This is a genomic window from Bacillus badius NBRC 15713 (assembly GCF_001591605.1).
Taxonomy (GTDB): domain Bacteria; phylum Bacillota; class Bacilli; order Bacillales; family Domibacillaceae; genus Pseudobacillus; species Pseudobacillus badius.
Window position 1 is genome coordinate 1 of sequence record NZ_BCVF01000015.1, and the last position, 22,413, is coordinate 22,413.

General features: G+C 44.3%; 22 protein-coding genes and 3 riboswitches. All 22 genes read left to right on the forward strand.

Features of this window, described 5'->3' with window-relative positions:
* The first annotated feature begins 363 nt into the window (after positions 1-363).
* The 22 genes from BBA02S_RS09325 to sufB all read left to right on the forward strand — a co-directional run bounded on the left by BBA02S_RS09325 (position 364) and on the right by sufB (position 22,309).
* Positions 364-1,509 (forward strand): polysaccharide deacetylase family protein, encoded by a 1,146-nt coding sequence (locus BBA02S_RS09325; protein WP_052477270.1) that lies wholly within the window; start codon positions 364-366, stop codon positions 1,507-1,509.
* Positions 1,510-1,581: 72 nt separating this feature from the next.
* Positions 1,582-1,696, forward strand: a riboswitch (TPP riboswitch).
* Between the two features lie 146 nt (positions 1,697-1,842).
* Positions 1,843-3,627: a phosphomethylpyrimidine synthase ThiC gene (thiC, locus tag BBA02S_RS09330; RefSeq protein WP_041094525.1), complete on the forward strand. Its 1,785-nt coding sequence runs from the start codon at positions 1,843-1,845 to the stop codon at positions 3,625-3,627.
* A 17-nt stretch (positions 3,628-3,644) separates the two neighbouring features.
* Entirely contained in the window at positions 3,645-3,812 is a 168-nt protein-coding gene (locus BBA02S_RS09335) for a hypothetical protein (protein WP_041094523.1), read from the forward strand.
* Positions 3,813-4,363: 551 nt separating this feature from the next.
* A riboswitch (cyclic di-GMP riboswitch) is annotated at positions 4,364-4,449 on the forward strand.
* Positions 4,450-4,465: 16 nt separating this feature from the next.
* On the forward strand, positions 4,466-4,600 hold the full coding sequence (locus BBA02S_RS20275; RefSeq protein WP_082027977.1) for an anti-repressor SinI family protein: 135 nt from the start codon (positions 4,466-4,468) through the stop codon (positions 4,598-4,600).
* Between the two features lie 299 nt (positions 4,601-4,899).
* Complete coding sequence (locus BBA02S_RS09340; protein WP_052477271.1) at positions 4,900-7,287, forward strand: 3-hydroxyacyl-CoA dehydrogenase/enoyl-CoA hydratase family protein; 2,388 nt, start codon at positions 4,900-4,902, stop codon at positions 7,285-7,287.
* A 53-nt stretch (positions 7,288-7,340) separates the two neighbouring features.
* Positions 7,341-8,516: an acetyl-CoA C-acetyltransferase gene (locus BBA02S_RS09345; protein ID WP_041113506.1), complete on the forward strand. Its 1,176-nt coding sequence runs from the start codon at positions 7,341-7,343 to the stop codon at positions 8,514-8,516.
* A 36-nt stretch (positions 8,517-8,552) separates the two neighbouring features.
* Positions 8,553-10,340: an acyl-CoA dehydrogenase family protein gene (locus BBA02S_RS09350; protein ID WP_041113507.1), complete on the forward strand. Its 1,788-nt coding sequence runs from the start codon at positions 8,553-8,555 to the stop codon at positions 10,338-10,340.
* Between the two features lie 211 nt (positions 10,341-10,551).
* The gene (locus tag BBA02S_RS09355; RefSeq protein WP_041094516.1) at positions 10,552-10,908 is read left to right on the forward strand and encodes an arsenate reductase family protein; all 357 of its coding nucleotides are present in this window, start codon (positions 10,552-10,554) and stop codon (positions 10,906-10,908) included.
* A gap of 84 nt (positions 10,909-10,992) precedes the next feature.
* Complete coding sequence (gene gcvH, locus BBA02S_RS09360) at positions 10,993-11,376, forward strand: glycine cleavage system protein GcvH (protein WP_041113508.1); 384 nt, start codon at positions 10,993-10,995, stop codon at positions 11,374-11,376.
* Between the two features lie 115 nt (positions 11,377-11,491).
* Positions 11,492-11,842, forward strand: a complete 351-nt coding sequence (locus BBA02S_RS09365; protein ID WP_041094512.1) for a toprim domain-containing protein — start codon at positions 11,492-11,494, stop codon at positions 11,840-11,842.
* A 1-nt stretch (position 11,843) separates the two neighbouring features.
* Complete coding sequence (locus BBA02S_RS09370) at positions 11,844-12,146, forward strand: thioredoxin family protein (RefSeq protein WP_052474952.1); 303 nt, start codon at positions 11,844-11,846, stop codon at positions 12,144-12,146.
* A 188-nt stretch (positions 12,147-12,334) separates the two neighbouring features.
* A complete protein-coding gene (locus tag BBA02S_RS09375; RefSeq protein ID WP_041094507.1) occupies positions 12,335-12,676 on the forward strand; it encodes a hypothetical protein in 342 nt (113 codons plus the stop codon).
* Positions 12,677-12,761: 85 nt separating this feature from the next.
* Positions 12,762-12,877: riboswitch (SAM riboswitch) on the forward strand.
* 84 nt (positions 12,878-12,961) lie between these two features.
* Positions 12,962-13,987: a methionine ABC transporter ATP-binding protein gene (locus BBA02S_RS09380; protein WP_041113509.1), complete on the forward strand. Its 1,026-nt coding sequence runs from the start codon at positions 12,962-12,964 to the stop codon at positions 13,985-13,987.
* On the forward strand, positions 13,980-14,648 hold the full coding sequence (locus tag BBA02S_RS09385; RefSeq protein ID WP_041094503.1) for a methionine ABC transporter permease: 669 nt from the start codon (positions 13,980-13,982) through the stop codon (positions 14,646-14,648). The genes BBA02S_RS09380 and BBA02S_RS09385 overlap by 8 nt, the downstream gene beginning before the upstream one ends.
* Positions 14,649-14,668: 20 nt before the next feature.
* A complete protein-coding gene (locus tag BBA02S_RS09390) occupies positions 14,669-15,517 on the forward strand; it encodes a MetQ/NlpA family ABC transporter substrate-binding protein (RefSeq protein WP_041094501.1) in 849 nt (282 codons plus the stop codon).
* A 267-nt stretch (positions 15,518-15,784) separates the two neighbouring features.
* Positions 15,785-16,147 (forward strand): carboxymuconolactone decarboxylase family protein, encoded by a 363-nt coding sequence (locus tag BBA02S_RS09395; protein WP_041094499.1) that lies wholly within the window; start codon positions 15,785-15,787, stop codon positions 16,145-16,147.
* A 260-nt stretch (positions 16,148-16,407) separates the two neighbouring features.
* Entirely contained in the window at positions 16,408-16,569 is a 162-nt protein-coding gene (locus tag BBA02S_RS20615) for a YuzK family famiily protein (protein ID WP_169799352.1), read from the forward strand.
* A gap of 288 nt (positions 16,570-16,857) precedes the next feature.
* On the forward strand, positions 16,858-17,637 hold the full coding sequence (gene sufC, locus BBA02S_RS09400; RefSeq protein WP_041094497.1) for a Fe-S cluster assembly ATPase SufC: 780 nt from the start codon (positions 16,858-16,860) through the stop codon (positions 17,635-17,637).
* Positions 17,638-17,923: 286 nt separating this feature from the next.
* Positions 17,924-19,234, forward strand: a complete 1,311-nt coding sequence (gene sufD / locus BBA02S_RS09405) for a Fe-S cluster assembly protein SufD (protein ID WP_041094495.1) — start codon at positions 17,924-17,926, stop codon at positions 19,232-19,234.
* Entirely contained in the window at positions 19,234-20,463 is a 1,230-nt protein-coding gene (locus BBA02S_RS09410) for a cysteine desulfurase (protein WP_041113510.1), read from the forward strand. Before sufD ends, BBA02S_RS09410 begins: the two co-directional genes overlap by 1 nt.
* Positions 20,453-20,887 (forward strand): Fe-S cluster assembly sulfur transfer protein SufU, encoded by a 435-nt coding sequence (sufU, locus tag BBA02S_RS09415; RefSeq protein ID WP_041113511.1) that lies wholly within the window; start codon positions 20,453-20,455, stop codon positions 20,885-20,887. The genes BBA02S_RS09410 and sufU overlap by 11 nt, the downstream gene beginning before the upstream one ends.
* Positions 20,888-20,911: 24 nt before the next feature.
* The gene (gene sufB, locus BBA02S_RS09420) at positions 20,912-22,309 is read left to right on the forward strand and encodes a Fe-S cluster assembly protein SufB (RefSeq protein WP_041094489.1); all 1,398 of its coding nucleotides are present in this window, start codon (positions 20,912-20,914) and stop codon (positions 22,307-22,309) included.
* Positions 22,310-22,413: the final 104 nt, after the last annotated feature.

Genomic DNA, 22,413 nt, shown 5'->3' on the forward strand with positions numbered 1-22,413 from the left:
TGGAAAGCAACAGCCCCATTCACAAGAAAATTAAAAAGCCTGTAGACAAAATTCAATTTTCATTGAGTTTGTCTACAGACTGAGGACAGCACACATGGTGTGTTGTCCTTTTTTATCGCAGCTCCCTCTGTACAGAAAAAAGTGATAAAGGTCATTTGGCTGCATAAAATTTAATGGCTGGCTGCAAGCGATCCGCTGGCTTTCCATGGTTTTAGAGCATCCGAAAAGTGATGATGGCTAAGAAAGGAATTTTTTTGATACGAAAAGTAATATTTTTAATCTATTTGTAATAAAAGAAAAAATAATGTATTATATTGGAGAAAAATAGAAAGAAAGATTAGCAGGGAGAAAAGGGATGAAAAGATGAGAAACAAATTAATGATCATGTGCAGTTTTGTATTGCTGTTGCTTTTGGTAGGCGGAGTGGAAAAGGCGTATGCATCCGAAAAAAAGAATATTTATATCGGACTTCATGACAAAATGCTGCCGTTTACTACGGGAGAAGCGTTTATTATTGACAATCAGGCAGTCGCTCCAGCTGAAAAGCTGTCACGCTACTTGTATATCAAGCAAACGGTTCAGAAGGCTGATGAAGTGTACATATTTGAAAAAAATGGCCAGCAGCTGACAGTGAACATAAAAACGAAAGAAGCATCGTTGAACGGGAAGCCTGCCGGCTCGGCGGCTATACACAAAGAAAACGGGCAATTTTACATTGGTATTCGCTGGATTGCCCAGCAGTTTGGATTCCAAGTGGACTACTTAAGCAAGAATCACACGGTGCGCCTCTATACAAAAGCCGGAGCCAAGTTGTCTAACGAGGAATTCTTAAAGGCAAATCAATCATTTTTTGATCGTTTGAACAGCCCGCAGCCGGCTAAAGGGCCAATTGCCTATGTGACTTTTGACGACGGGCCAAGTCAGCAATCAGCCAGTATTTTAAATATACTTGCTTCTCATCGGGTGAAAGCGACGTTTTTCTATATAGAAGCGAATATTCACAGATACCAGGCTGCGGCAAAGAGGGCGGCTGCTGAAGGACACTATCTTGCTCTTCACAGTGTTACTCACAAGGTAAACCCGCTCTATAATTCACCGCAAAGCTTTATGAATGAAATGGAAAAGACCAACCGCACACTGAAAAGCGTCACTGGCCGGTCCTCCGTATTGGTTCGTGCTCCGTTTGGCAGCTCTCCTTATTTAAAACAGCCATTTTGTGATGCCATGTCAAAAAGAGGCTATCGCCTTTGGGATTGGGATATAGACAGTGAAGACTGGAGATATAACACCAGTTCAAAAGCGCGCATTCTGCAAAACATTCAAGCAGGAATTAAGATGCAAAAGAAAAGAGGGGATCAGCACGTTGTCATTTTGCTGCATGAGAAAAAAATTACAGCTGAAATGCTTCCGCAGATTCTCCAATTTTTAACGAAGGAAGGCTATCGCTTACAGACGTATGATCCATCCGCTCATGTTGTCCAAAACTTCTGGAATGACAAACGGCTATAAGATAAAAAGGAATTTTCTGAAAATACCTTTGCTTTTTTAGAGAGTTTCATGTATAATGGAAAAAAATTGAATAGTTATAACTAGGGGAGTCCAATGAGCTGGGCTGAGAAAGAAACGCGTTGAAGTTTCTTGACTCTTGGGACCTGATCTGGTTCATACCAGCGTGGGGAAGTTAGAACAATTATTGATCATGACTGCTTCTGCATACATATTAGCCGGGTCCATCCATTGTTGGACACCGGCTTTTTTGATGTATCTGCTAGCTTTTCCGCATGGTTATGCCCTGAATCTCGTCCTGAACTGCTGAATACGCTGAAAAGGAGAGATTTTTTTATGTCCACATTTTCATTGAACGACAAAAACATGTCCATTATGTCCAGTTTTTCAGGAAGTAAAAAAGTATATGTGAAAGGGATGCGGCCAGATATAAAGGTGCCGATGCGGGAAATTCAATTAAGTCCGACGGCAGGCACATTCGGTGAAGAGGAGAATCCGCCAGTGCGGGTATATGACACGAGCGGTCCATATACTGATCCGACTTATGTGATAGATATTGCAAAGGGGCTGCCGGCTATCCGCAGTCCATGGATAAAGGAGCGCAGCGATACAGAAAGCTATAAAGGGAGAGAAATAAAACCTGAGGACAATGGCTACAAAGATGAAAACGATCCCCGAGCAAACCATCAAGTTTTCCCGGGACTAGAGCGTCAGCCGCTGCGGGCGAAAAAGGGGAAAAATGTTACACAGCTTCATTATGCCAAAAAGGGCATTATCACTCCAGAAATGGAGTTTATCGCTCTGAGGGAAAACATGTCGCCTGAATTTGTCCGTGAAGAAGTAGCAAGAGGACGAGCGATTATTCCAGCTAATATCAATCATCCCGAAATCGAGCCAATGATTATCGGCCGCAACTTTCACGTCAAAATCAATGCAAATATCGGCAACTCTGCCGTTTCCTCTTCCATTGAGGAGGAAGTGGAAAAGATGACATGGGCGACCCGATGGGGAGCGGATACCATCATGGATTTATCCACGGGCAAGAACATTCATACGACGCGCGAGTGGATTATCCGCAATTCACCGGTTCCGGTTGGGACAGTTCCTATTTATCAAGCGTTGGAAAAGGTAAACGGTATAGCAGAAGATCTTACCTGGGAGGTGTATCGCGATACTTTGATTGAGCAGGCAGAACAAGGGGTAGATTATTTTACGATTCATGCGGGTGTTCTTCTTCGGTATGTGCCGCTGACGGCCAAGCGTATGACAGGGATCGTTTCCCGCGGCGGTTCGATTATGGCGCAATGGTGTTTGTATCATCATCAAGAAAACTTTTTGTATACTCACTTTGAAGAAATTTGTGAAATTATGAAAGCGTATGATATTTCCTTTTCCCTTGGAGATGGATTGCGCCCCGGATCGATTGCCGATGCAAACGACGAAGCGCAATTTGCTGAATTAGAAACACTTGGAGAGCTGACGAAGATCGCTTGGGAGCATGATGTGCAAGTGATGGTAGAAGGTCCTGGCCATGTGCCGATGCACCTGATTAAAGAAAATATGGATAAGCAGCTGGAGGTTTGCCAAGAGGCGCCATTTTATACACTCGGCCCGCTGACAACCGATATTGCTCCGGGCTATGATCATATTACTTCAGCTATCGGAGCAGCGATGATTGGCTGGTACGGCACGGCAATGCTCTGTTATGTCACACCGAAAGAGCATTTAGGCTTGCCTAACCGGGATGATGTGCGCACAGGTGTGGTGACTTATAAAATTGCGGCTCATGCCGCCGACCTGGCTAAAGGGCACCCCGGTGCTCATAAAAGGGATGACGCCCTGTCAAAAGCGCGATTTGAATTTCGCTGGAAAGACCAATTTAACTTATCACTCGATCCTGAACGCGCGCTGGAATATCATGATGAGACGTTGCCTGCCGAAGGGGCAAAAACGGCCCATTTCTGTTCCATGTGCGGTCCGAAATTTTGCAGCATGAGAATTTCTCAAGATATCCGTAACTATGCAAAAGAAAACAAACTGGATACAAACGAAGCAATCAGAAAGGGAATGGAAGAAAAAGCAGAGGAATTTAAGCAAGCCGGCAGCCAGGTGTATCAGTAACTGCGGGAGGAATGTCCATGAATGTCCATAAAATTGAAGAAGAGATCAATCAATTAAAAATAAAGCTTCTATTCTTGCAGAATCGCCTGCAATTCATCCAACAAAACTGTGATCATCAATTTCAAGGAAACCAATACTATGAAACTTGTGTGAAGTGCAGAAAAGTGAATGTTCTCTATTATTAAATGAGCGGCCGGAAATTTCCGGCCGCTTTGTTTGCAAAGGGGGGCCATGCTGGTGGGCAACCGCATGGCCGTTGTGCATATTATTTTTTCCGATGACAGAACAGCAACGGGACAAGTAAGCTGTTCATGCATTTATCATATTCCAATTGAGAATGAATGTCAACTATAATTGATAATGATTTTCAAATTCAAGTGAAAATTTTACGAAAGTAAAAAACTGTAAAAATAATGGGATAGAATAGAGGATATTTTTTCTTAGCAATGTATATTAACTATTTCCCGGGAAACCGACAATAATATAGAAGAGCTGACAAGCTATTAGCGAAAGATGTATAACGAAAAATAATGCGCTTGCAATAAATAATACGGTAAAATTAGACTATAAAAAATAGGTGCTATTAGTAGTTTATACTGATTTCTCAGTTATTCACCACGGAGGGAAAAGCGAGTGAATCACACCCCTAGACAAAACAGAGCGAGAAAAGTGCAGGCCTACAAAGAAAGAGATAAAAAAGCAACCAGGTCTTGAACAGAGCTTAAAAATAAAGAATCTATGAAAAAGGCAAACTTATTGAAAGATAAGGACGCAAAGCCACAGGTCTAAGGTGAATATCACTAAGATGGCTGGGTTGCCTGTATTAGGGGGTAAAGTAATGCAGGAAGGTCAATTTATTGATCAGGAATGGGTAGATTTAATATGGGAGGCGAAAAAGCTAGGTATTTCAATTGAAGAGATTAAAGATTTTTTAAGTAATGGCGACTTGCTTGCAGGGCTGTTGATGCTATGAATGGTTGAACGACTGGATAAAGGCATGGGCATGTCGCTTTTGTGATTTTGTCAGAAGAAAAGATATCGGAGCAGCGGACATTCATATAATGGGGCGATATGTATGTTAGTGATTTAAGTTGTTGCTTGGAGTTTTTAGCAACAGCTTTTATTTTGTTAAGTAATATTTTATTTAAAATTGATAAAGTTTGAAAATTTTCATTTTTCCTTCTTTACCCGTTGCACCAAATGGAGTGTTGAGTTATATTAGTAATATAAATAATGAATGAGTATTCATTCAAAAGATGTAAGGGGGAAAAAATGTTGGTTCAGCATATTCAAAAGGCCGCTGTTTTAGGATCAGGAGTAATGGGTTCAGGCATTGCTGCTCATTTGGCGAATATCGGCATCCCGACTTTATTATTAGATATTATTCCGCGCGAGCTTACAAAAGAAGAGGAAAAAAAAGGTTTAACGCTTAACGACGCAGAGGTCCGAAATAAATTGGCTGCGCACGCGTTAAAAAGGCTATTGAAACAAAAACCTGCCCCGCTGACATCTAAAGAAAACATACAGTTGATTACAGCAGGGAACCTAGAGGACCATGCGGAGCAATTAAAAGATGCAGATTGGATTATTGAAGTAGTAGTAGAGAATTTACAAGTAAAAAAACAGTTATTTGAAAAGGTTGAAAGATACCGCAAGCCGGGAAGCATTGTCAGCTCCAATACTTCAGGAATATCTGTCGAAGCTATGGCAGAAGGGCGGTCAGAAGAATTCCGCCGTCATTTTCTCGGCACCCACTTTTTTAATCCGCCTCGGTACTTAAAACTGCTTGAAGTAATTCCGACAAAAGACACAGATCCGCAAGTGCTCGACTATATGAAGCAATTTGGTGAGGATATACTCGGCAAAGGAGTTGTCGTCGCTAAGGATACACCCAATTTTATTGCTAATCGTATCGGCACATACGGCTTGCTGAAAACCGTTCAAGAAATGATGACTTCCGGTCTTTCCGCCGGGGAAGTAGATTCGATCACAGGCCCTTTGATCGGCCGTCCGAAAAGTGCAACATTCCGCACGCTTGATGTTGTTGGTATTGATACATTTATTCATGTGGCCAACAACGTCTACGAGCAAGTAGAAGGGGAAGAAAAGCAAGTGTTTGACGTACCGGCATTCATGAAGAAGATGCGTGATAACGGCTGGATCGGCGCAAAAAGCGGGCAGGGCTTTTTTAAGAAAGAAGGCAAGTCCATCTTGGAGATTAATCCAGAAACACTGGAATATCATGAACGAAAGAAATTGAAAGCGGCTTCAATAGAGTTAGCGAAGCAGCAAAAAGGATTAGCAGCAACATGGAAAACGCTCATTTACAGTGAGGATCAAGCAGGGAGCTTCTTATGGAACACTATCGCGCCAGTCCTCGTTTACTCCGCTCGATTGACAGGAGAAATTGCCGATGACATAGTTTCAATCGATCAGGCCATGAAATGGGGCTTCGGCTGGGAGCAAGGTCCCTTTGAAATATGGGACGCGATCGGCCTAGAAACCTCTCTTCAAAAAATGGAAGCCAGCGGACTGGATGTGCCTGAGTGGGTGAAGGAGCTGGCGAAAAGTGATCATCCATCTTTCTATAAAGAAGAAGACGGCGAAAGGTATTTTTATCACCAGGGAGAGTATCAAAAGGTGCCGATCAGCGAGAAAGTGATTGACTTAAAAAAGCTGAAGAAACAAGGGAAAGTTTTGAAAAAGAACAGCGGCGCCAGCTTGATTGATATCGGCGACGGAGTGGTATTGCTTGAATTTCATTCTCCGAACAATGCCATTGGGGCGGACATCGTTCAAATGGTGAACTACGCGGTTGATGAAACGGAGAAGCATTATAAAGGTCTCGTAATTGGAAACCAGGGCAAGAATTTCTGTGTTGGCGCAAATTTAGCTATGATTTTGCTGGAGGTCCAAGATGACAACCTCTGGGAAGTTGAGATGGTTGTAAAAGGATTCCAGCAAGCGATGATGAAAGTGAAATACTGCAGCAAGCCTGTTGTCGCTGCCCCATTTGCGATGACACTGGGCGGAGGGGCGGAAGTTTGCCTTCCGGCTGCGCATATTCAAGCAAGCTCAGAAACATATATGGGACTTGTGGAAGTTGGTGTCGGACTGATTCCGGGCGGCGGCGGAAACAAAGAGCTGTATATCAGACATCTAGAGAACATGGCAAATGGTGTGCCATTTGACTTGCAGGCGGTGGCTAATCAGGTGTTTGAAAAGATTGCCATGGCAAAAACGTCGACATCTGCTGCGGAAGCAAAGGAGAATAACTTCCTTGCAGCAGCGGATGGAATCAGTGTGAACAGTGACCACCTGCTATATGATGCCAAGCAGGCTGCCTTGTATCTTTATGAAAACAATTACCGGGCACCAAAAAGAAAGAAAGTTCCAGTTGTAGGGGAAACCGGATATGCTGCGCTGCTTTTAGGTGCTCGTTCTATGCTGAAATCGGGATTTATTTCCGAACATGACTTTAAAATTGCGTCGAAGCTTGCCTATGTTATTGCTGGAGGAAAGTTGCCCTTTGGAACAGAGGTAGATGAAGAATATTTACTGGACCTTGAACGGGAGGCCTTTCTTAGCTTGATTGCTGAGCCGAAATCGCAGCAGCGTATGCAGCATATGCTCGTGAAAGGAAAGCCGCTGCGCAACTAACAAGATGGTTTACTGATTCCAGTACGGATGAAAAAGCAAGGGGGAGAGAGCTGATGAAAGAAGCGGTAATCGTTGCCGGCGCCAGAACACCTGTCGGGCGGGCAAAGAAAGGAACGCTCGCCACATACCGCCCGGATGATTTAGGGGCAGTGGCAGTAAAAGAAACGATCAAACGCGCCGGAAAGTATGAAGGGGAAATCGATGATTTAATCATGGGCTGTTCGATGCCTGAAGCGGAGCAAGGCTTAAACATGGCCCGCAATATCGGGGCGCTCGCCGGTCTTTCCTGCGACGTGCCGGCCGTGACAATCAATCGCTATTGTTCTTCCGGGCTGCAGGCTATTGCCTATGCAGCTGAACGGATCATGACCGGCCAGGCTGAAACAATTATTGCCGGCGGAGCGGAATCTATGAGTCTTGTACCGGTAATGGGCCATGTTGTTCGTCCGAATCTGCGCATTGCCGAGGAGATGCCGGAATATTACATGAGTATGGGGCATACCGCGGAAGAAGTCGCAAAAAAGTTCGGTATTACCCGTGAAGAACAAGATGCTTTCGCTGTTCGAAGCCATCAGCGGGCAGCACAAGCAATTGCCGATGGGAAATTTGCCGATGAAATTGTCCCGGTAGAGGTAACCATGCGTCAAGTGGGAGCGGATCGCAAGTTAGTAGAAAAGACGATCCAATTCACTCAGGATGAAGGTGTTCGTCCAGGAACAAATATGGAGGTGCTTTCCAAGCTGCGTCCGGCGTTCTCAGCAAAGGGGACAGTTACCGCGGGAAACTCCTCGCAAACGAGCGACGGCGCTGCAGCGGTGATGGTCATGGAGCGGGAAAGAGCAGAGACTCTCGGGTTAAAGCCGATGGCGAAATTCCGGTCATTCGCGGTTGGCGGAGTGCCGCCGGAAATTATGGGAGTCGGTCCGGTTGTGGCCATCCCTAAAGCCTTAAAGCTTGCAGGCCTGGAACTTTCTGATATTGGTCTCATTGAATTGAATGAAGCATTTGCCTCGCAATCGATCCAAGTGATCAGAGAGCTTGGACTAGATGAAGATAAGGTAAATGTAAATGGCGGAGCGATTGCTCTCGGCCATCCGCTTGGCTGCTCGGGAGCAAAGCTGACATTGACACTCTTGCATGAAATGAAGCGGCGCGGGGAGCAATTCGGAATGGTTTCTATGTGCATCGGCGGCGGAATGGGAGCAGCTGGCGTCTTTGAATTATTGTAAATTCAACGAATAAAAGGGAAATGGGAGGAATCTTATATGGCAAACCAAACAGAAAAACAAGCGATTAAAGGCGGAGCATTTCTGATTGAGGATCTAACATGCGACCAGGTGTTTACACCGGAAGACTTTTCTGATGAGCAAAAAATGATCGCCAAAACAACAGAAGAGTATGTTCATAACAGTGTCATGCCGCAAGTCCCTTATTTGGAGAAGCATGAGTTTGACCGTTCAGTAAAACTGCTTCAAGAAGCGGGAGAGCTTGGACTGCTAAGTGCAGATGTACCGGAAGAGTATGGCGGGCTGAACCTTGATAAAGTCAGCTCCGCGCTAATTGCGGAAAAGATGTCAATTGCCGGCGGCTTTTCCATTACTCATGGAGCGCACGTAGGAATCGGCTCCTTGCCGATTGTCTTGTTCGGGAATGAAGAACAAAAGCAAAAGTACTTGCCGGTTTTAGCGACAGGAGAAAAAATTGCAGCCTATGCCTTAACAGAGCCAGGGTCCGGTTCTGATGCATTGGGAGCGAAAACAACAGCAAAATTAAATACTGCCGGTACTCATTATCTATTAAATGGAGAAAAGCAGTGGATTACAAACTCGGCGTTTGCTGATGTATTCGTTGTGTACGCGAAAATCGATGGTGACAAATTCTCTGCTTTTATCGTAGAAAAGGAGTTTCCGGGTGTATCCACTGGAGCAGAAGAAGATAAAATGGGAATTAAAAGCTCGTCCACGCGCACGCTTATCTTACAAGATGCCGAAGTGCCGAAAGAAAACTTGCTTGGTGAAGCTGGAAGAGGCCATGTAATTGCCTTTAACATTTTAAATATCGGCCGCTATAAATTAGGGGTTGGCGCGGTTGGAAGCTCCAAGCGGGCGCTGGACATTTCCTTAAAGTATGCAAACGGGCGCCAGCAGTTTAAAACGCCGATTTCTTCTTTTAATCTTATGAAAGAGAAATTTGCCAACATGGCTTCTAAAATTTATGCGAGTGAAAGTGCCATTTACCGCACAGTCGGTTATTTCGAAGATCGGATGAGCCAGCTTTCAGCAGAAGAACAAAAGGACGGCTTGGCGGTGGCAGCTTCTATAGCTGAATATGCAATCGAATGCTCACTTGGCAAATTCTTTGGATCTGAAGTGCTTGATTATGTAGTTGACGAAGGTGTCCAAATTCATGGAGGCTACGGGTTCATGGAAGAATATGAAATTGCCAGAATGTATCGTGATTCCCGCATCAACCGTATTTTTGAAGGGACGAATGAAATTAACCGCCTGCTTGTGCCGGGCACCTATGTCCGCAAAGCATTCAAAGGCGAACTGCCGCTGTTTGAAAAAGCAAAGGAACTGCAAAGCGAAGTGATGATGCTGATGCCGGAGGAAGTTGGCACGGAGACGCTTGAGCAGGAAAAGTACCTAGTGAAGAATGCCAAGAAAATAGGATTGCTCGCCGCTGGCTTGGCCGTTCAAAAATATGGGAAAGCACTTGAGAAAGAGCAAGAGGTGTTAGCCAATATCGCTGATATCGTCAACAACCTTTATGCGATGGAGTCTGTCGTACTGCGAACAGAAAAAGCGATAGCCAAAGCGGGAGAGGAAAAAGCAAAGCAAAAATTGCTGTATACGCAAATTTTCTGCCAGGAAGCATTCAATCAAATTGAAGCTGACGCAAAAGAGACGCTGATCGCGGTTGAAGAAGGCGATACATTGCGTATGATGATGTCGGTGCTCCGTAAGTTAACGAGATACACTCCGATAAATGTCATCGCTAAAAAGCGTGAAGCAGCAGACCGCTTAATTGCAGCGGAAAAGTATATCGTTTGATGGAAGAAGCTGCGCCCTGAAAAGTCATATTTCAGGGCGTTTTTAGTGCTTGCTGCTGGGGGGTGACTGGAAAGTAAACTTTCATTATGCACTTGCTTTGTCTTTTATATAAAAAGGAGTTATATTTTAATTAGCAAGGCAGGAGATTCAAGAAAGATAGCGAAAATAGTCTTAAGCCTGATGCTGTGCACAAGAGGAGGCTGATGAAAGAATGGCATTAACGTTTTACTGGTATCCGAAGTGCGGAACGTGCCGCAATGCGAAGAAATGGCTCGAAGAACATAATGTTGCTTTTCAAGAAATACATATTGTGGAACAACCGCCTTCTAAGGAAGAATTAAAAGAGCTTTATCAAAAAAGCGGGCTGGAATTAAAAAAGTTTTTCAATACGAGCGGCAAAAAATATCGCGAGCTTGGGTTGAAAGATAAGATAGGTACCGCTTCCGAGGAAGAGCTGCTGGAGCTGCTCGCTTCTGATGGCATGCTTATTAAGCGGCCGCTAACGACAAATGGCGAAAACGTAACAGTCGGCTTTAAAGAAGATCAATTTGAAAAGCAGTGGTTGTAAAGGGTGCATAAAGCCTGTTTTTCTTGCTTTATGCCTTTATAATAAGTAAAGTTTTAATTGAGATCAGGTAATGGAGGGATTTGCATGAGCACACCGAAAGAATTGCGTTATTCAGAAGAGCATGAATGGGTAAAAACAGAAGGAGATAAAGTCCGTATTGGAATTACGCATTTTGCGCAATCCGAGCTGGGGGATATCGTGTTTGTTGAGCTTCCATCTGTAGGAGACGAAATCACAGCTGATGAGCCATTTGGCAGCGTGGAGTCTGTTAAAACGGTTTCTGAGCTATATGCTCCTGTCAGCGGGAAAGTGGTTGAAGTCAACGAGGAGCTTGACGATAATCCTGAATTCGTGAACGAATCACCATATGAGAAAGCATGGATGGTCGTTGTCGAATTATCTGATTCTGCTCAACTGGACAACTTAATGACCGCTGAGCAGTATGACGAAATGACACAGGAAGATTAATTAATGATCAAAGAACACTTCCAGCTCAGGAAGTGTTCTTTTGCCATTTTTTCAAGTGGCCCTCAAAGACAGGTCGAACTGTAAGGCAAGATATTCAGACGGTGGAGGGATATGTATGCGTACAGAAAAAACAATTATTGTGGAAGGGGCTTCAGACCGGAAGAAAGTACAGGAGATTGTGAGAGAACCTGTAGAAATCATTTGTACCAATGGCACAATCGGATTAAGCCGGCTGGATGAGCTGATTGATATCCTGGAAGGACATGATGTCTACATCCTTGTGGATGCTGATCAGGCAGGAGAAAAGCTGCGCCGGCAATTTATTCGCGAGCTGCCTGAAGCCCGCCATTTATATATTGACCGCGTCTATAAAGAAGTTGCTACCGCTCCTTACCGTCATCTGGCTTCTGTGCTGCTTGGCGCCAATATTGATGTACACGGAGAGTTTTTGCAAAAGGATGGATAACATGCAGAAGGAACAAGAGATCAGCGGCATGATCCAATCAAACCGTTTAGCAGCTGTTTATGCATACACTCCGCTATGCGGAACCTGCCAGCTGGCAGGGAAAATGGTAGAGGTTGCAGAGAAGGTTGCCCGCCATTTTGCATGGGGTCGACTGGATGTAAACTATCATGAAGAGTTTGCTATTCGCTATGGTGTGGAGAGCGTACCGTGCCTGCTGATTTTTCAAGAAGGACAACTGATGGAAAAAATTTATGCTTTCCAGTCTGTACCTTATATATATGAAAAGCTGAATCAATATACTTGAAAGCCGTTTCCTTGATGGGAACGGCTTTTTTTAGGACAGCTTTGTGTGTCCAGTACGCTGATTCTTGCATTCATTTTGTCAAAATATGCGCCGGACACCGCGCACTTTGTCGAGCAATTAATAAAGGAAATTTCCCCTTTGCTTGGAAGTTATAGTTAAAGTGAAAGAGAGCAGAGGGGGAAATAAAAATGAAAGAAAAGTTAGCGTCTGTACAGGCAGCTTGCCAGGGAAGAACGCATATCTGGCCATTGCTCCCGCTCGAACCGGTGCGTGTCCTGTTAACAGGAGAAGAGGAAAGCTGGCTGCTGGTGATCAGTCATCAAGGGATAGAGTTTTCAAAGGAAAGCACAGATCATTGGCATTTAAAGCTGACAGGAAGAGTGGAACCCCTTTTAGAAGGCCAAGGACAGCTGCGCTTGTATGAAGCAATGGGGGCGGTGGAAGTATCAGGTTTTTACCAGGTGAAACTATGGTTTGAATCCTTGCTCTGGTTGTGCCGTCCTTATTATGAAACATCTGACAGTGCATGAAAAAACATTTTTAGAAAGAGTCATTGACAATTTTCGAGGAATAATGATAAAATCAATTCCACTAAGAAGAATATACTGCATACTGCTCTTATCAAGAGAGGTGGAGGGATGTGCCCGATGAAGCCCGGCAACCGTCAGCAGCAAATTGCTTGTTGAAAAGGTGCCAATTCACACAAAGCCCCGTGCTTTGGGAGATGAGAGAAAGGAACCTGTTAAATTACGCCTTTCTGCTCATTTTGCAGAAAGGCTTTTTATTTTCTGGGTGGAATGGAGGAAAACCGCCGAATGATTTCAATAGAAAACGTGAAGAAAGTCTTTTCCACAAAAAATGGAAAAGTGACGGCAGTAGATGATATTGATTTAACGATAGATAAGGGAGAGATTTTTGGCATCATCGGTTACAGCGGAGCCGGAAAGAGTACATTGATCCGCATGTTCAACGGCTTAGAAACGCCATCTTCCGGTTCGGTTGTGGTAGCCGGCAGGGAAATGTCAAAAATCAAGGGGAGAGAATTGCGTCAAGCTCGCCAGGAAATCGGGATGATCTTCCAGCATTTTAACCTTCTTTGGTCCAGAACCGTGCGGGACAATATTGCTTTTCCATTGGAGATTGCCGGTGTAGCCAAAGAGGAGCGGCTGAAGAAGGTAGAGGAGCTGATTAAGCTGGTTGGTCTTGAAGGAAGGGGAGATTCCTATCCTTCACAGTTGAGCGGCGGACAAAAGCAGCGCGTCGGTATTGCCAGGGCGCTCGCCAATGACCCGAAAGTGCTTTTATGCGACGAAGCGACATCAGCGCTTGATCCGCAAACAACAGACGCTATCTTAGATCTGCTTGTGGACATTAATAAACGCCTCGGCCTGACAATTGTGCTCATCACTCATGAAATGCATGTGATCCGGAAGATTTGCCACCGGGTCGCTGTCATGGAAGCTGGACGCGTCGTCGAGCTTGGGCCGGTGCTGAGCGTATTTAAATCGCCGGAGCAGCCAATTACCAAGCGGTTTGTTCAGCAAGTAACAGAATTGGAGGAATCCAAAGAAACGATTGGGCACTTGCTGGAACAGTTTCCTGAAAGCAAAGTGGTCAAGCTTACATTTATCGGCGAAAGCGCAGAGCAGCCGGTCATTACAAATTTAATCCGCCAATTCAATATTGCGGTAAATATCGTACAGGGGAAAGTCTCTCAAACGCAAAACGGAGCGTATGGTTCGCTGTTCGTTCATTTGACGGGCGAGCAGGAGGAACTGGCAAAAGCGGTGGCTTATCTCGACAAGCAAGAAGTCAGCTCGGAGGTGATCAGCCATGCTTGAACAATGGTTCCCTAACGTAGATTGGGAAAAGATGTGGGAAGCGACCAACGAAACGCTTTATATGACAGGTGTATCTGTATTGGCGACTTTTATCCTGGGTATACTGCTCGGTCTGCTGTTATTTTTAACAGCTAAAGGGAATATTTGGGAAAACAAAGCGATGTATAGTATCGTCTCTGCTTTCGTCAATATTTTCCGTTCGATTCCTTTCATTATCTTAATCGTTTTATTAATCCCATTTACAAAAGCACTGGTTGGTACAATGATTGGTGAGAATGCCGCGCTTCCCGCCCTTATTATTGGCGCAGCCCCCTTCTATGCACGGATGGTAGAAATCGGTCTGCGAGAAATTGATAAAGGCGTCATTGAAGCGGCGCGGGCGATGGGGGCAAAAACAAGCACGATCATTTTCAAAGTGCTGCTCCCGGAATCGATGCCGGCTCTTATTTCCGGAATTACTGTGACCGCCATTGCTCTCGTAGGCTATACAGCGATGGCAGGTGTGATCGGCGCCGGCGGTCTTGGAAACCTCGCTTATCTGGATGGATTCCAGCGCAGCCGGAGTGATGTCACGTTAGTTGCAACAGTTGTCATTTTAATTATCGTGTTTGTGATTCAGATGATTGGTGACTTGATTACCAACAGACTAGATAAGAGATAAATATTCAGGAGGGGAATACAATGAAAAAATGGTTACTTGCTTTGTTAACTGCATTGGCAGTATTTGCACTTGCTGCCTGCGGCGGCTCAGATGATAAGAAAGACGAGAAAGCAGGAAAAGATGGCGGCAAGGACGATAAGGAAATCGTCATTGGCGCATCCAATGTTCCGCATGCGGTCATTTTGGAAGAAGCTAAACCGTTGCTTGAGAAAAAAGGCTATGATCTCAAAATTGAAACATTTCAGGATTATGTGCTTCCAAACAAGTCTTTAGAAGAAGGAGATCTGGATGCAAACTATTTCCAGCACATCCCTTATCTTGAAGGGCAAAAGAAAGAGAATGGCTATGACTTTGTAAATGCCGGCGGCGTTCATATTGAACCGATCGGTGTTTACTCTAAAAAATATAAAAGCCTTAACGATCTTCCAAAAGGAGCAAAGATTTTAATGAGCAGCTCTGTAGCAGATCATGGACGTATTTTGACTATGCTTGAAAAAGAAGGGCTTATTAAGCTGAAAGAAGGCGTCAAGAAAGAAGAATCGACGCTGGATGATATTGAGGAAAACAAAAAAGGTTTAAAGTTTGAGTATAACTACGAGCCAGCTCTCCTTCCGCAAGCTTACAACAATGGAGAAGGCGATGCTGTACTGATTAACTCCAACTATGCGATCGATAACGGATTAAATCCTCTAAAAGATTCGATAGCTATCGAAGATAAAGAGTCCCCTTATGTGAACGTTGTGGCTGTTCGCAAGGAGGATGAAAACAGCGAAAAAATCAAGGCGCTGATCGAAGTGCTGCACTCTAAAGAAATTCAGGACTTTATTTTAAAAGAGTGGAACGGCGCGATCGTACCGGTTAATAAATAAGAAGTGAAAAGAACCTGCAAGGGCATCCCTTGCAGGTTTGTTGTTGCCTGCTCCTTTGTTTGAATAAAGTGTTTTTGCTTGCCGCATATTAAAGAAGACCGGCTCTGTTAATCCATAACGTTGATATTAGCTTTGCTCATTTGTACATATGAAGGAGGAAGAAACGAAAGAGCGAGATCCTCTTAAGGGTTTTCTTCCCTTCAAATGAGTTCAACATCAACCCAGGGGCTTTAACATAGCCAGAAGATAAAAGAGGAGGCTATTTTTATGGAAGAAGAAGTATTGACATCAACAGAAGCGGCATTGCTTGAATATAAAGAAGGACTGGGTGTATTTACGAAAAAAATGCCGGGGCTGGCTGGACATTTTAATGCATTTACAGCGGAATGCTTTAAAGAAGGGGAAATTGCCCAAAAAGAAAAACAGCTGATCGCTTTAGGCATTAGCGTATACTCGCAGGATGAATATTGCATTATTTATCATGTAAAAGGGTGCCTGGACGAGGGCTGCAGCGAACAGGAAATATTTGAAGCGCTGGGCGTAGCTGCTGCTTTTGGCGGAGGAGCGGCCATGAGTCAAGCGGTCACACTTGTCCAAGAAGCGATGAATGAGCTGAACACTGCTCACTAAGAAGCGTACGGCAACGAGGGGAGCTTTCGGAAGATTACGAATTAAGAAGGATATGGTTTAAATTTTAAGAATGCGGTTATATAAGTGACAGGAAGCACGTAAAATCACACGTGAGCCGGCAGGAAGAGGGTATATGGCTTTTGTAAAGAAAAGGAAAGCCTGTTACGATAGTTCCTGTAAGACATTTTTATTCTAAAAACCGAAAGGATTGATTCCCCATTAACTCGTTAAACTCACTGAATTTGCAGTACACAGAAAGTATGGAAAAGGCTATGCATGGATCCCGCGGAGTTGGATATGAAGTGTACCGCCAAAATCATGAAGTGAGAATGAATGTTGAACGTCAACGTGAAGAGGAATATGTGGAAAGCCGACGGTTGGTTGCCGATCATAACCGCAAATTTACAAACCATATTTCATAAGAAGATGCTATAGAAGCCATTCATTTTAAAGCCAGCAGATCTGCTGGCTTTTTCCATGATTTGAAAAAGAAAAAGGCTGTAAATAAGTCAATAGAAGGAAGGGAAACCTAGAGAGAAATAACCGTCATTTCCCTTGATTTCATATAGTGAATAGACTATCATCAAGTATCCGGAACAATTTGTTCGCACCGGTTGAATATAATTTTCATTTGTTATAAGATTGTAATGAGAATAAATTGAGAATGACAATAAACATCGATCATTTTCGATGATTACGGAGGTATGAACATGACAGCTTCAACATTAACAATTAAAGATTTACACGTATCCATTGATGGGAAAGAAATTTTAAAAGGTGTAAATCTTGAGATAAAAGGTGGAGAGTTCCACGCAATTATGGGTCCAAACGGAACAGGAAAATCCACTTTATCTGCAGCTATTATGGGTCATCCTAAATATGAAGTAACACAAGGAAGCATTGAATTGGACGGAGAAAATGTCCTTGATATGGAAGTGGACGAGCGTGCCCGTGCCGGCCTTTTCCTTGCTATGCAATATCCAAGCGAAATTAGCGGGGTAACGAATGCTGATTTCCTTCGTTCTGCGATTAACAGCCGCCGTGAAGAAGGGGACGAAATTTCTTTAATGAAATTTATCCGTGAAATGGATGCCAAAATGGACTTGCTTGAAATGGACCAGGATATGGCGCAGCGCTATTTAAATGAAGGCTTCTCTGGCGGAGAGAAAAAACGAAATGAAATTTTGCAGCTGACGATGATTAAGCCTAAAATTGCGATTCTTGATGAAATCGATTCCGGTCTTGATATCGACGCTTTAAAAGTCGTAGCGAAAGGGATTAACGAAATGCGCAGCGAAGATTTCGGCTGCCTAATGATCACTCACTACCAGCGCCTGTTAAACTATATTACACCGGACGTTGTTCACGTAATGATGCAAGGCCGCGTCGTCAAATCAGGCGGAGCTGAACTTGCTCAGCGCCTTGAAGCAGAAGGATACGACTGGATCAAGCAAGAGCTGGGCATTGAAGACGAAACAGTAAGCCAATAAAGAAAAGCGGAAGCGGCTGTTTAGACTCGGCAGGCATAAGCTGAATCGCTGAAGTGGCGCCTTTTGCCACACAGGTGAGGCAGCTTATTCCCAAGAGTCTGGCCGCTGGAGCTGGACAAAGAAAAGCGGAGCCGACTGCTCTGGAGCTTTAAACATATCATAAGCTGGCTGTGCGGCACTATTTACTGCACAGCCAGCGTAAGTTATGCTCCCGTGTGCGGCTAGGCGCAAGCAAAGAAGCGGCTTTTTATCGATAGACGAAAGATGGATAACTAGGAGGACGGACATGACTGTAGAAACAAACCTACCAGTAGATCGAGAGTATATCCGCTCTTTTTCAGCAGAAAAAGGCGAAGGACAATGGCTGGCGGATTTACGCTTGGCAGCTCTTGAGAAAGCAGAGGAACTCCCGCTGCCAAAAGCAGACAAAACAAAGATTACAAATTGGAACTTTACACAGTTCCCGTCTCATACAGTAACAAGCGAACCTTTTTCTTCTCTGGAAGAACTGCCGGAAGAAGTAAAAACGCTGATTAATATGGAAGAAGCAAATAAAACTCTTTACATTCAACGCAATCAAACACCTGCGTTTCTCTCTATTTCCGAGGAGTTGGCAGGGCAAGGCGTTATTTTTACAGATATCGCTACGGCCGTTCGCGAGCATAGCGACCTCGTTCAAAAATATTTCATGACAAGTGCCGTTCAACCGGATGAACACAAGCTGACGGCTCTGCATGCTGCTTTAATGAATGGCGGAGCTTTCTTATATGTGCCAAAGAATGTTGAAGTAAAAGAGCCGATTCAGGCGGTATATCTTCAAGATAATTCAGAGGCGGCACTATTTAATCATGTGCTTGTTGTGGCAGATGATAACAGTGCGGTTACTTATGTGGAAAACTATGTGTCAACCGTTGCAGCAGAAAGCGGAGTTGTTAACATTGTGGCAGAAGTAGTTGCCGGCACGAATGCTAAAGTGGTTTACGGTGCAGTGGACAACTTGGCAAGCGGAACAACTACTTACGTCAACCGCCGCGGGGTCACAGGCCGCGATGCCCGTATTGAATGGGCTTTAGGTATGATGAATGATGGAGATACTGTCTCTGAAAACGTAACAAATTTAATTGGAGACGGTTCATTTGCGGATACTAAACAAGTCGTTGTCGGCCGCGGAAGCCAGTCTCAAAACTTCACAACAAAGGTCGTTCATTTTGGCAAGCATACAGAAGGTTATATTTTAAAGCACGGCGTTATGAAAGATGCGGCTAAATCTATTTTTAATGGAATCGGCAAAATCGAGCACGGTGCTTCTAAATCGAATGCTGAGCAGGAATCAAGAGTGCTTATGCTTAGCGAAAAAGCGCGTGGGGACGCCAATCCGATCCTTCTTATTGATGAAGATGACGTAACGGCGGGACATGCGGCGTCTGTCGGCCGTGTCGATCCGCTCCAGCTTTATTATTTAATGAGCCGCGGAATCAGCCGCCACGAAGCAGAGCGTCTAATCATTCATGGATTCTTGGCGCCTGTAGTGGAGAAAATGCCAATTGAAGGTGTGAAGCAGCAGCTAACTAGAGTCATTGAAAGGAAAGTACGCTGATGAACGCGCTGGAAATCAAGAAATATTTTCCTATCCTTGATCAAGAAGTGAACGGCCATCCGCTTGTCTATTTAGATAATGCAGCGACTTCTCAAAAGCCTGTACAGGTCATTGAGGCGCTTGATAAATACTACCGTGAATATAATTCGAATGTACACCGGGGAGTGCATACGCTTGGCAACCGGGCGACAGATGCTTATGAAGGAGCGCGCGATAAGGTGCGCAAGTTCATCCATGCAAAAGCGCGTGAAGAAATTGTATTTACCCGGGGAACGACAACAGCGCTTAATACGATTGCACAAAGTTACGGACGCGCCAATGTAAATGAGGGCGACGAAATCGTCATTACGTATATGGAGCATCACAGCAATATTATCCCGTGGCAGCAGCTCGCTAAAGAAAAAGGAGCCGTGCTGAAATATTTGCCGCTTCAAGAGAACGGATCGGTTTTACTTGAGGATGCCAGGGAAATGATTACTGAAAAGACGAAAATTGTATCTATTATGATGGTGTCTAACGTGCTTGGCACGATCAACCCGATAAAGGAAATTGCAGAAATTGCTCATCAAAAAGGTGCGGTTATGGTCGTAGATGGAGCGCAAACAGCTCCTCATATGAAAATCGATGTCCAGGATTTAAATTGTGATTTTCTTGCTTTTTCCGGGCATAAAATGTGCGGGCCAACAGGTATCGGTGTCATGTACGGGAAGAAAGAGCATCTGGAAAAGATGGAGCCGATCGAATTCGGCGGTGAAATGATTGATTTTGTCGGACTGTACGATTCCACTTGGAAAGAACTTCCTTGGAAGTTCGAAGGAGGTACACCGATTATTGCAGGAGCCATTGGTCTTGGAGCGGCGATTGATTTTCTGGAAGAAATCGGACTGGATGAAATTGAGCAGTACGAGCACCGTTTAGCTGACTATGCGATGGAAAAAATGAGCACGATTGAAGGCATGACGATTTATGGACCGCTTGCCGGCGAAAAGCGCGCCGGACTTGTTACATTTAACTTGGGCGATGTGCATCCGCATGATGTGGCGACTGTGCTTGATGCGGAAGGAATTGCTGTCCGTGCCGGCCATCACTGTGCCCAGCCGCTGATGAAATGGTTAAACTGTTCAGCGACAGCACGAGCAAGCTTTTATGTGTATAATTCAGAAGAAGATATAGACAGACTCGTCCAAGGACTCGTTAAAACAAAGGAGTATTTCAGCGATGTCTTTTAATAATTTAGATCAGCTTTACCGTCAAGTTATTATGGATCATTATAAAAACCCGCGCAACAAAGGGCAATTGGACGAAGGATCATTAACGATCGATATGAATAATCCGACTTGCGGGGACCGTATTCATTTGACAATGGATGTTGAAGATGGCAAAGTGTCAGAAGCAAAGTTTGAAGGGGAGGGCTGTTCCATTTCAATGGCTTCCGCTTCCATGATGACACAGGCGATCAAAGGCAAAGAGATCGAAACAGCGTTGAAAATGTCGAAAATCTTCTCAGACATGATGCAAGGAAATGATTATCCAAATGACTTGGATCTTGGCGATATTGAAGCATTACAGGGAGTAGCCAAATTTCCAGCACGCATTAAATGTGCGACACTTGCGTGGAAGGCTATGGAAAAAGGCTTATCTGAGCAAGAATAATAAGACTAACAGGAGGAATGAAACATGGCGAAAAAAATGCCGGAGATCGGGGATTACAAATACGGCTTTAAAGACAAAGACGTTTCAGTGTACCGTTCAGAGCGGGGCTTGACACGTGAAATTGTTGAAGAAATCTCCAAGCTGAAAGATGAGCCGCAGTGGATGCTGGACTTCCGTCTGAAATCATTGGAGCATTTTTATAATATGCCGATGCCGCAATGGGGCGGAGACTTATCAGCTTTAAACTTTGATGAAATCAACTACTACGTGAAGCCATCTGAGCGTGCAGAACGCTCATGGGATGAAGTGCCGGAAGAAATTAAGCAAACCTTTGACAAGCTTGGCATTCCGGAAGCAGAACAAAAGTATTTAGCTGGTGTTTCTGCGCAATATGAATCTGAAGTAGTTTATCATAACATGAAAGAAGACTTGGAATCCCTTGGAATTGTCTTTAAGGACACGGATTCCGCGTTAAAAGAAAACGAAGAGATTTTCCGTAAATATTGGGCGACGGTTATTCCGCCAACCGATAATAAGTTTGCGGCGCTCAATTCAGCGGTATGGTCAGGCGGCTCCTTTATCTATGTGCCGCCAGGTGTAAAGGTGGATACGCCGCTGCAGGCATATTTCCGCATTAACTCGGAGAATATGGGGCAATTTGAGCGTACGTTGATTATCGTTGATGAGGACTCTTCTGTCCATTATGTAGAAGGCTGTACAGCTCCAGTTTATACAACCAATTCTCTTCATAGTGCAGTCGTTGAAATTGTTATTCGCAAAAATGCCTATTGCCGTTACACAACGATCCAAAACTGGGCAAATAACGTGTATAACCTTGTAACAAAGCGCGCGGTATGTGAAGAAAATGCCACAATGGAATGGATTGATGGAAACATCGGTTCCAAGCTGACAATGAAATATCCGGCGGTTATTTTGAAGGGTGAAGGCGCGCGCGGATTAACCTTGTCGATTGCTATCGCCGGCAAAGGACAGCACCAGGATGCCGGAGCAAAAATGATTCATTTGGCGCCAAACACCTCTTCCACTATTGTTTCAAAGTCTATTTCGAAGCATGGCGGAAAAGTAACATACCGCGGAATTGTCCATTTTGGCCGCAAAGCCGAGGGAGCTCGTTCAAACATTGAGTGTGATACACTCATTATGGATAACCAATCTACATCTGATACGATCCCGTACAATGAAATTTTAAATGACAATATTTCACTCGAGCATGAAGCAAAAGTGTCCAAAGTATCTGAAGAGCAACTGTTTTACTTAATGAGCCGCGGTGTTTCTGAGGAAGAAGCGACAGAAATGATCGTTATGGGCTTTATCGAGCCATTTACAAAAGAACTTCCAATGGAATATGCCGTTGAGATGAATCGCCTTATCAAGTTCGAGATGGAAGGTTCTATCGGTTAATACTCATCAAAAAGCAGCCCGCGGGCTGCTTTTTTTCAATCGTGAAAGCGCAGAAAGCCTTGTGAGGTTAATGTCTGCGTAGAAACGGATAATAAGTAAGGAAT

Coding starts and splice junctions, on each gene's coding strand:
- BBA02S_RS20615 (WP_169799352.1), top strand. CDS start 16,408: ATGGAAAAGGCTATGCATGGATCCCGCGGAGTTGGATATGAAGTGTAC.
- sufU (WP_041113511.1), top strand. CDS start 20,453: ATGTCTTTTAATAATTTAGATCAGCTTTACCGTCAAGTTATTATGGAT.
- BBA02S_RS09390 (WP_041094501.1), top strand. CDS start 14,669: ATGAAAAAATGGTTACTTGCTTTGTTAACTGCATTGGCAGTATTTGCA.
- sufC (WP_041094497.1), top strand. CDS start 16,858: ATGACAGCTTCAACATTAACAATTAAAGATTTACACGTATCCATTGAT.
- BBA02S_RS09335 (WP_041094523.1), top strand. CDS start 3,645: ATGAATGTCCATAAAATTGAAGAAGAGATCAATCAATTAAAAATAAAG.
- BBA02S_RS09350 (WP_041113507.1), top strand. CDS start 8,553: ATGGCAAACCAAACAGAAAAACAAGCGATTAAAGGCGGAGCATTTCTG.
- BBA02S_RS20275 (WP_082027977.1), top strand. CDS start 4,466: ATGCAGGAAGGTCAATTTATTGATCAGGAATGGGTAGATTTAATATGG.
- BBA02S_RS09380 (WP_041113509.1), top strand. CDS start 12,962: ATGATTTCAATAGAAAACGTGAAGAAAGTCTTTTCCACAAAAAATGGA.
- thiC (WP_041094525.1), top strand. CDS start 1,843: ATGTCCACATTTTCATTGAACGACAAAAACATGTCCATTATGTCCAGT.
- BBA02S_RS09410 (WP_041113510.1), top strand. CDS start 19,234: ATGAACGCGCTGGAAATCAAGAAATATTTTCCTATCCTTGATCAAGAA.
- BBA02S_RS09370 (WP_052474952.1), top strand. CDS start 11,844: ATGCAGAAGGAACAAGAGATCAGCGGCATGATCCAATCAAACCGTTTA.
- BBA02S_RS09395 (WP_041094499.1), top strand. CDS start 15,785: ATGGAAGAAGAAGTATTGACATCAACAGAAGCGGCATTGCTTGAATAT.
- BBA02S_RS09375 (WP_041094507.1), top strand. CDS start 12,335: ATGAAAGAAAAGTTAGCGTCTGTACAGGCAGCTTGCCAGGGAAGAACG.
- BBA02S_RS09365 (WP_041094512.1), top strand. CDS start 11,492: ATGCGTACAGAAAAAACAATTATTGTGGAAGGGGCTTCAGACCGGAAG.
- sufB (WP_041094489.1), top strand. CDS start 20,912: ATGGCGAAAAAAATGCCGGAGATCGGGGATTACAAATACGGCTTTAAA.
- BBA02S_RS09325 (WP_052477270.1), top strand. CDS start 364: ATGAGAAACAAATTAATGATCATGTGCAGTTTTGTATTGCTGTTGCTT.
- gcvH (WP_041113508.1), top strand. CDS start 10,993: ATGAGCACACCGAAAGAATTGCGTTATTCAGAAGAGCATGAATGGGTA.
- BBA02S_RS09345 (WP_041113506.1), top strand. CDS start 7,341: ATGAAAGAAGCGGTAATCGTTGCCGGCGCCAGAACACCTGTCGGGCGG.
- sufD (WP_041094495.1), top strand. CDS start 17,924: ATGACTGTAGAAACAAACCTACCAGTAGATCGAGAGTATATCCGCTCT.
- BBA02S_RS09385 (WP_041094503.1), top strand. CDS start 13,980: ATGCTTGAACAATGGTTCCCTAACGTAGATTGGGAAAAGATGTGGGAA.
- BBA02S_RS09340 (WP_052477271.1), top strand. CDS start 4,900: ATGTTGGTTCAGCATATTCAAAAGGCCGCTGTTTTAGGATCAGGAGTA.
- BBA02S_RS09355 (WP_041094516.1), top strand. CDS start 10,552: ATGGCATTAACGTTTTACTGGTATCCGAAGTGCGGAACGTGCCGCAAT.